Origin of the sequence: Mesorhizobium sp. M1E.F.Ca.ET.063.01.1.1, from assembly GCF_003998155.1 — a bacterium.
GTDB lineage: Bacteria > Pseudomonadota > Alphaproteobacteria > Rhizobiales > Rhizobiaceae > Mesorhizobium.
The window spans coordinates 1-7,770 of the sequence record NZ_RZSC01000252.1 but is presented as its reverse complement, the minus strand read 5'-3'; the positions used below and the strand labels follow the sequence as shown (position 1 = coordinate 7,770).

9 protein-coding genes and 1 pseudogene are annotated in these 7,770 nt (G+C 62.3%); 5 read left to right on the top strand and 5 right to left on the bottom strand.

Features of this window, described 5'->3' with window-relative positions; translation table 11 throughout:
* Positions 1-495 precede the first annotated feature (495 nt).
* The 3 genes from EOA29_RS18455 to EOA29_RS18445 all read right to left on the bottom strand — a co-directional run bounded on the left by EOA29_RS18455 (position 496) and on the right by EOA29_RS18445 (position 3,478).
* Complete coding sequence (locus EOA29_RS18455; RefSeq protein WP_126093517.1) at positions 496-903, bottom strand: GNAT family N-acetyltransferase; 408 nt, start codon at positions 901-903, stop codon at positions 496-498.
* 28 nt (positions 904-931) lie between these two features.
* Positions 932-2,641: an NAD+ synthase gene (locus tag EOA29_RS18450; RefSeq protein WP_126093516.1), complete on the bottom strand. Its 1,710-nt coding sequence runs from the start codon at positions 2,639-2,641 to the stop codon at positions 932-934.
* Positions 2,642-2,764: 123 nt separating this feature from the next.
* Positions 2,765-3,478, bottom strand: coding sequence for a DNA-3-methyladenine glycosylase I (locus EOA29_RS18445; protein WP_126093515.1), 714 nt, complete (start codon positions 3,476-3,478; stop codon positions 2,765-2,767).
* Between the two features lie 149 nt (positions 3,479-3,627).
* Here EOA29_RS18445 and EOA29_RS18440 point away from each other — a divergent pair, with 149 nt between their 5' ends.
* On the top strand, positions 3,628-4,188 hold the full coding sequence (locus EOA29_RS18440) for a DUF1003 domain-containing protein (RefSeq protein ID WP_126093514.1): 561 nt from the start codon (positions 3,628-3,630) through the stop codon (positions 4,186-4,188).
* Complete coding sequence (locus EOA29_RS18435; protein ID WP_126093513.1) at positions 4,188-4,796, top strand: DedA family protein; 609 nt, start codon at positions 4,188-4,190, stop codon at positions 4,794-4,796. The genes EOA29_RS18440 and EOA29_RS18435 overlap by 1 nt, the downstream gene beginning before the upstream one ends.
* Positions 4,797-4,824: 28 nt before the next feature.
* Here EOA29_RS18435 and EOA29_RS18430 read toward each other — a convergent pair whose 3' ends face one another.
* Both EOA29_RS18430 and EOA29_RS18425 read right to left on the bottom strand, forming a co-directional pair.
* A complete protein-coding gene (locus EOA29_RS18430; protein ID WP_126093512.1) occupies positions 4,825-5,184 on the bottom strand; it encodes a diacylglycerol kinase in 360 nt (119 codons plus the stop codon).
* 69 nt (positions 5,185-5,253) lie between these two features.
* Entirely contained in the window at positions 5,254-5,673 is a 420-nt protein-coding gene (locus EOA29_RS18425) for a GFA family protein (protein WP_127221253.1), read from the bottom strand.
* Between the two features lie 322 nt (positions 5,674-5,995).
* On the opposite strand from EOA29_RS18425, the gene EOA29_RS18420 reads away from it, so the two are divergent.
* The 3 genes and pseudogenes from EOA29_RS18420 to EOA29_RS18410 all read left to right on the top strand — a co-directional run.
* Entirely contained in the window at positions 5,996-7,066 is a 1,071-nt protein-coding gene (locus EOA29_RS18420) for a GGDEF domain-containing protein (RefSeq protein WP_126093510.1), read from the top strand.
* Positions 7,067-7,155: 89 nt separating this feature from the next.
* Entirely contained in the window at positions 7,156-7,533 is a 378-nt protein-coding gene (locus EOA29_RS18415; RefSeq protein WP_126093509.1) for an antitoxin Xre/MbcA/ParS toxin-binding domain-containing protein, read from the top strand.
* Positions 7,493-7,770 (top strand): annotated as a pseudogene (locus tag EOA29_RS18410) (RES domain-containing protein); the annotation flags it as partial. The gene EOA29_RS18415 and the pseudogene EOA29_RS18410, both read left to right, overlap by 41 nt.

The window sequence follows — 7,770 nt, the reverse complement described above, 5'->3', positions numbered from 1 at the left end:
GAGCAGGAACGCGCCCATGATGAGCGACAGCCGCCACGGCTGGCGGCGCCAGTGGCCAAACGTGAAGCCAAGCACGCTGCGAAAGGCGCTGGCGCGCAGATCAATCTTGAAACGAGCCATGATATTATCCGGGCGCAAACGTGCCCGGTCCCGGTAAAGTCGAATTGGAAAACCCGCGGCGGCGCCTGGGCGCCTGCAATGCGGAGGGTTCAATATGGCTGGCCGCTCGCCCTGGGGCGGCGACCGGCAACGGCAAAAGCCTCTCCCAGGTCCTGCCTTGCTCCGAAAGCCCTTCGGAGCGGCGCTGACCTAGGCCTCGCGGCCTCGCATAACGATGTCAAATCCTGCCATACGGTCCTCCCGAAAGGGAATCGCGGAGAGGCTCTTATAGAGTCGGCTCACCACCTCGCCAAGGCAGGCTGTCGCCAAAACGACATTTGGCCCAAGCACTGCGATGAATTTGCAACAACGGCCGGTTGTGCCCGATCCGAGCCGTCAGGCGGCAGGGTTGCGCTCCAGTCGCATATAGCGCCCGTCGGTCTCGAACCCGAACTTCCGGTAGAGGCTGTGGGCGTCGCTGGTCGTGAGGCTCCAATGGGACACGGTCTTCACCTCGGGGTGGTCGAGGAGGGCCTGCACGAGCCGCTTGCCAATGCCACGCCCGCGATGCTCCGGCCAGATGATGATGTCGGCAAGATAGGCGAAGACCGTGTAATCGGTGATCGCTCGGGCGAAGCCGACTTGCTTGCCGTCGACATAGGCGCCCACGCAAAGCGAGTGGGCGAAGGCTCGATGATGCATCTCGTCGTTGCGCGCGCCGCCCCAATAGCTCGCCATCAACTGGTCCGAGGTCGCCCGGAAGTCGATCCGCGACGGGTCGAAGCTGATTTCAACGTCAGGCATGGGCTGTGTCGACATACTGGGAGATATGCTAGCCGCGATCCCGGAACCGGTTGGTGATCGGGTAGCGGCGGTCGCGGCCGAAATTCTTCCTTGTGATCTTCACCCCCGGCGCTGCCTGCCGGCGCTTGTATTCGGCGATGTAGAGCAGATGCTCGACGCGCGCCACCGTGGCACGGTCATGGCCGCGCGCGACAATATCGTCGACGCCCATCTCATTCTCGACCAGGCATTCGAGGATGTCGTCCAGCACCGGATAGGGCGGCAGCGAATCCTGGTCGGTCTGGTTCTCGCGCAACTCGGCCGACGGCGCCTTGTCGATGATGTTCTTCGGAATCACCTCGCCCGATGGGCCGAGCGCGCCCGGCGGCACATGACTGTTACGCCAGCGCGACAGCGCATAGACCTGCATCTTGTAGAGGTCCTTGATCGGGTTGAAGCCGCCATTCATGTCGCCATAGAGCGTGGCGTAGCCGACCGACATCTCGCTCTTGTTGCCGGTGGTGACGACCATCGAGCCGAATTTGTTCGAGATCGCCATCAGGATCGTGCCGCGCGCGCGGCTCTGCAGGTTCTCCTCGGTAATGCCCTCCTGCGTGCCTTCGAAGAGCTGGGTCAACGCGTGCCGAAAACCTTCGACAGGCTCGAAGATCGGCACGATGTCGTAGCGGCAGCCGAGGGCACGGGCGCAGTCCTCGGCGTCTTTCAGCGAGTCCTTGGATGTGTAGCGGTAGGGCATCATGACGGTGCGCAGCCGCTCCTCGCCGAGCGCGTCGACGGCCAGCGCGGCGCAGATCGCGGAGTCGATGCCGCCGGAGAGGCCGAGCACCACATTCTTGAAGCCGTTCTTGTTGACGTAGTCGCGCAGGCCGAGCATGCACGCCCGGTAGTCGGCCTCTTCCCGCTCGGGAATCTTCGACATCGGGCCTTCCGAGCAGACCCAATGGTCGGAATTGTTTGCATTTTGCGCGCCTGCGGCGACGCGGCTTCTTTTCCATGTGGTGACGGCGACCGCTTCCTCGAACTGGCTCATCTGGAAGGCGAGCGTCTTGTCGGCGCCGATGGCAAACGAGGCGCCATCGAAGATCAGCTCGTCCTGGCCGCCGAGTTGGTTGGCATAGATCATCGGCAGGCCGGTTTCGATGACCTGGCGGATGACGACCTGGTGGCGGACGTCGATCTTGGCGCGGTAGTAAGGTGAGCCGTTCGGCACCAGGAGGATCTCGGCGCCGCTTTCGGCCAGCGTCTCGCAGACGGCGATATCGCCCCAGATGTCCTCGCAGATCGGAACGCCGATGCGCACGCCGCGGAAATTGACCGGCCCCTGCAGTTCCGGCCCGGCCTGGAAGACACGCTTCTCGTCGAACTCGCCATAGTTCGGCAGATCGAGCTTGTAGCGTTCGGCAATGATCTTGCCGCTATCGGCGAAGACGATCGAATTGTGCGTGCCCGACTTGCGCTTCAGCGGCGTGCCGATGATGACGCCCGGACCGCCATCGGCGGTGTCCTTGGCGAAATCCTGCGCTGCCTTTTCGCAAGCTTTCAGGAAGGCCGGCTTCAGCACCAGGTCTTCCGGCGGGTAGCCGGCGAGGAAGAGCTCGGTGTAGAGCACGAGGTCTGCGCCCTGGCGGGCGGCATCCGCCCTCGCCTCGCGCGCCTTGGCAAGATTGCCGGCGACGTCGCCGACAGTCGGATTGAGCTGGGCGACAGCGATGCGCAGGATGTCGGGTGCGTGGGTCATGCAGCGGATTTACCGTGGCCGAACACGCGCGGCAATGCCGATTGCTTGTGCCAATTAGGATCGATCGATTTTCGATCGTATCCTGATCGATCGATTTCGATCGCGACATCTCGCCGGTCAGGCCTAGTCGTTCATGTACTCGCTTAGCGCTTCCACGGAGCGGTTCTCGCCGATCGACATCGCCAGGATGCGCGATATGTGCCGGCGCGGCAGCCCGGTCTCGGCCGACCATTGATTGATCTGGGCCTGAATCCTGTCGAGATCTCGCTTCGAGGTCGGGCTTTCGGCGATGTCGAGGCCGGCATCGCGCAAGGCCGCCGCCATGTCGGTCGAGACGACAAAGGTGTCCCATTCCAGCCAGCGCAGGAAATACTGGCCGGTATTGCCGCCGAGTCGGCTGCCGTGCTTGGCGAGATAGGCGGTCAGCCCGACCTGGTCGTTAGCCGGCCATTCGGCGAGGAATTTGCCGAAGCTGCCATGCTCCTTTGACACCCGATCGACGAAGGCGGCATTGTCGCGGACGGATTTGATCTTCTGCGGGTTGCGCACGATCCGCTTGTCGGAAGCGAGCTCGTGCCAGAAATCGTCCGGCTGAAACAGGAGCCGCTTCGGCTCGAAACCAAGGAAGGCCTCCTCGAAACCCGGCCATTTCTGCTCGATCACGCGCCAGACGAAGCCGGCGGCAAAGATGCGCTCGGCCATGGTGGAGAGGATGCGGTCGTCGGGGACCTTCGCCACTGCCCGATTGTCGGGCATCGGCCCGAGCAGCGACGCCAGCGCTTCCTCACCGCCCTTGCGCTTTGCCGCCCGGGCTCGAATCTTCTGGAAGTCAAGCATCTGCGTCCTCGCCTGTGCCGATCAATCTATCACTTCCCGTTCACGCCGGCAGCCTCTACCTCTATGAGCAATTCCAGGAAAAGTGCATTGCGGTTTTCCGTCCGGAATTGCGTGGGAGCAGATATGCAGGCCTGGCGATGGAGAAGACGATGAACAAGACGGTCGAGGATATGGCGAACCGCTGGCTGAAGCGAAGGCCGGATGGTTTGAGCCCGCTTGAGAGCCGCGTGCTGCAATCCACGCTCGAACGCACCACCATCACCAGGGATACCAACAAGGCGATCGCCTTTCACCTGACCTTTGGCGACCGCGTCGCCGACACCATCGCCCGGATCGGCGGCTCATGGTCCTTCATCCTCGGCTTCATCGCTTTCCTCATCTTCTGGACTTTCGGCAATGTCTGGCTGCTTTCGCGCGACGCTTTCGACCCCTACCCCTTCATCTTCCTCAACCTCGTGCTCTCCATGGTCGCCGCCCTGCAGGCGCCGGTGATCATGATGTCGCAGAACCGCCAGACCGAGCGCGACCGCATCGACGCCGCCCACGATTATGAGGTCAACCTGAAGGCCGAGATCGAGATCATGGCCCTGCATGAAAAGCTCGACGAGCTGCGCCACAGCGAAATCATCGGCATGCGCGACGAGATCCTGCGCATGGCCGAGCAGATCAGGCGGATCGACGAGAAGCTGTCGGCGCGGTCCGAAAGCTGATGACCGAGGTTATCCACCGTCTCATCGAACAATACGGCCTGGTCGCGGTATTCCTGGGCTGCGTCGCCGAGGGCGAAAGCGCCGCGATCCTTGGCGGCTTCTTCGCGCATCAGCAGGTCTTCGTGCTCTGGCAGGCTTTCGTGGCCGCATTTCTCGGCGCCTTCGCCGGCGACACGTTCTTCTTCACCCTCGGCCGCAGCTTTGCCGATCATCCCTATGTCGTCAGGCTGCGCAGGCGGCCCGGGTTCCGCCGCGCCTACCGCCTGCTCAACACCCATCCCAACATCTTCGTGCTGACCAACCGCTACGTCTACGGGATGCGCCTTGTCGGCGGCATCGCCGCCGGGCTGTCAACCGTGTCGGTGCCGCGCTTCGTCATCCTGAACGCCATCTCGTCGGCGGTCTGGGCTGCCCTGTTCGGCACTGTCGGCTACGTCTTCGGATTGGGAGCGGAGCGCATGGTCGGCCAGGCGTTCGCCCGTCACGAGCGTCTGCTGATTGCGTTGGCGGTCGGTCTGGGGGTGGCGATCCTTGCTTGGCTGGTCGCTCACCACTTCGCCGGAAAGGAGCGCGTCAAGGACGCACGGGACGGCCAGGCAAATCGTTGATTCTGGGTTTCGTCCTGTACCGGCAAGATCAGATCGGCGCTCCGACGATGCGTTCGATAAGAGCGATGGCCCAGACAGCGGCCGCAACCACGATCGAAATCAGCACGGCCAGCGAACCACAATCCTTGGCGAGTTGGATGTCGACGTTGAATTCGCGGCTGAACGCATCGCAGGCCGCCTCGATTCCGGTGTTGAGCACTTCGACTATGATCAGCAGCAGCACTGCGGCGATCAACAGCGCATAGCCACGCCAAGACACCGAGATGAACCAGCCAGCCGGCAGGGCAAGCGCCAGCAGCAAGAGTTCCTGCTGGAATGCCTTTTCATGGGCAGCCAGCTTGCGGAAAGCCCGCACCGAATTGATGAAAGCGTCGATCAGCCGCTGCATGCCCAGCCTCGTTTCGAGTCACAGGCAGGGGATTATCGCAATGGCCGGATCAAGGGAAGCCGCCCAAAATCATCCGTCCGCAACCTTGATCGCCGGCGTCGACTTCTCGAACTGCGGCAGCCCGTCGTAGATCGCGTAATAATCTCCCTTGTCGCCGACGAAGATGTGGCTTTCGGCCGAAAGGCCGGTCGGTTTGTCGAACGAACCGGCCATGATCGAGATGGTGTCCAGTTCGTTGTGCTTCCAAAACAGCACCGAGCCGCAGCCGCGGCAGAAGCCGCGTTTCGCGACATCGGAAGCGCCATACCAGGTGAGCGCCTCGGCGCCCTCTATGTCGATATCGGCATCTTTCGAGGCGGTCGCGGCAACGAAATGGCCGGGTTGCTTGCGGCATTGCGAGCAATGGCAATAGACCACCCCGCGCAACGGTCCCCTCGTCCTGAAGCGCACCGCCCCGCACAGGCACGATCCACTATGATTGTCGTCCATCCCGGCCTCCTTCGATATCGTTCGCCTCGATCGTCGCCGGACAGAATTCCAGCTTTATGGTTGCCGGGCATGGACAAATGCGACACCGAAGCGGCGCTATTCGAAAGCCGTTTCTGCACCGAACTGCCCCCTGTGGTAGCGACAATGATGAGGAAATGCAGGCTATTAAGGAAACTTTAGCGCGGCTGCATTTATGATTCCTGCAAGCGATGGTCGTGTTGGGGACGCGCCATCGCATCGCAAATTCTGATTCAAATCCCCGTGTGGGCGACTCCCGGCGGTGGCAAGGTCTCCGGTCGCACTGAAGGGTGATGAACAGGATATGCAACCGGCAGCGGTCCCGACCGACAGGAATAGCGACATCGCCAGCACCGTTGTGGCGACCATGCGCCAGCTTGGCGTGCTCGGCCTGCCGCGCAACTACGAGATCTTCTACGAAGCGCTCAACGGCAGCAATCACGAACTCAGCCTTGCCGTCGTCTCGTTGAGCAACCGGCCAACGCAGGAGGATCTCGACGGCATCGGGCGCAGCTTCTTCCCGCAGCACCATGGCCCCGCCATTGTCGAACATGCCCGCGAGATGGTCGCCAAGGAGCTCGAGGACATCGCCTCGCTGTTGCGGAGCGAGCGCACGCATATCGAAAAATACGGCCGCATCCTCGACGAGACGTCGAGCGGCTTGAGCAATCGAAGCCTGCTCTCGCAGGATCTGCTGCACAAGATTGCCGGCGCCATGTCGGCAGCCACCAGTTCGACGCTGGACCACAACCGCCAGATCGCCAGCACGCTCAGCGAAAAGACCGCCGAACTCGAGAGCGTCAAATCGAAGCTCGAGGAATACAAGCGGCTCGCCGATACCGATCCGCTGACGCAGATCTGGAATCGCCGCGCCTTCGACAAGGAAATCACCCGCATCTACAACAGCAACCGCGGCATCCTGTTCAACGCGTTGATCCTTGCCGATATCGATCGCTTCAAGGACATCAACGACCGCTACGGCCACCCGGTAGGCGACAAGATCATACAGATCGTCGCCGAGATCTTCCGATCCAGCGTCCGCGCCGACATGTTCGTGGCCCGCACGGGCGGCGAGGAGTTCGCGCTTATCGTCGAAGGCGCCAGCGAGGACACCACCTACGAGATCGCCGAGCGGATCCGCGTGCTGATCGAACAGACGCCGTTCACCAGCAGCCAGACCGGCATGAACTATGGCACCGTGACCGTGTCCATGGGCATCTGCATGGCTTCCGAGGCCGACAACCCGGAAGACCTCTACACCAAGGCCGACCGTGCGCTCTACCGCTCCAAGGTCAGCGGTCGCAACCGCGTGACAAGGCATTCCACCATGGCCGGCCGTGCCGGCAAAGGTTGGCTGCTCTACAAGAAAGATTGAGTTCAGCAAACGCATCCTCCGTCGGGGCAGCCCCTTTCCAAATGAATTTTTGTGGACTATATTTTCCACAGAAATGAAAGGGTGCGCTCATGCCACGTCCAGTCGCTGCCGCGACGGCGATGGAGAATGCCGTCATTACCAAGGCTACGCTGCGCGCGGCCGACCTACTCGACATCACCGCGAGGACGCTGGCGCTGGTCATCGGCGTCTCGGAAGCGACGGTCTCGCGCATGCGCAAGCAGGAATTCCTGCTCGAGCGCGGCACCAAGCCGTTCGAGCTTGCGGTGCTGTTCGTCCGGCTGTTCCGCTCGCTCGACGCCATCGTCGGCGGCGACGAGACCGTCGCCCGGGCATGGCTGAAGAACCCGAACACGGCGCTCGACGGCACGCCGCTCGAAAAGATCCTCACCATTGCCGGACTTGTCGATGTCATCGCCTACCTGGACTCCCGACGCGCTCTCGTCTGAGGCCGTCAGGCTCGAAGGCAAGTATTGGCGGATGGTCGAGGCGCAGCACCGCGTCTCGACGCTCAAGCTCGTCGACACGCTTGACGAACAGGGCCTGCTGGAGGACCTCATCGAGGAGACCAAGCCGCGGGTCCCGCTCGAATGCCGCCATCTTCATTATCTTCTGGCGACACCCTTCCGCTACGGCTCGATCTATCCGTATGGCTCGCGCTTCCGCCGCGCGGGCAAGACCAAAGG

Coding starts and splice junctions, on each gene's coding strand:
- EOA29_RS18440 (WP_126093514.1), top strand. CDS start 3,628: ATGAACAAGACGGTCGAGGATATGGCGAACCGCTGGCTGAAGCGAAGG.
- EOA29_RS18415 (WP_126093509.1), top strand. CDS start 7,156: ATGCCACGTCCAGTCGCTGCCGCGACGGCGATGGAGAATGCCGTCATT.
- EOA29_RS18445 (WP_126093515.1), bottom strand. CDS start 3,478: ATGCTTGACTTCCAGAAGATTCGAGCCCGGGCGGCAAAGCGCAAGGGC.
- EOA29_RS18450 (WP_126093516.1), bottom strand. CDS start 2,641: ATGACCCACGCACCCGACATCCTGCGCATCGCTGTCGCCCAGCTCAAT.
- EOA29_RS18425 (WP_127221253.1), bottom strand. CDS start 5,673: ATGGACGACAATCATAGTGGATCGTGCCTGTGCGGGGCGGTGCGCTTC.
- EOA29_RS18455 (WP_126093517.1), bottom strand. CDS start 903: ATGCCTGACGTTGAAATCAGCTTCGACCCGTCGCGGATCGACTTCCGG.
- EOA29_RS18435 (WP_126093513.1), top strand. CDS start 4,188: ATGACCGAGGTTATCCACCGTCTCATCGAACAATACGGCCTGGTCGCG.
- EOA29_RS18430 (WP_126093512.1), bottom strand. CDS start 5,184: ATGCAGCGGCTGATCGACGCTTTCATCAATTCGGTGCGGGCTTTCCGC.
- EOA29_RS18420 (WP_126093510.1), top strand. CDS start 5,996: ATGCAACCGGCAGCGGTCCCGACCGACAGGAATAGCGACATCGCCAGC.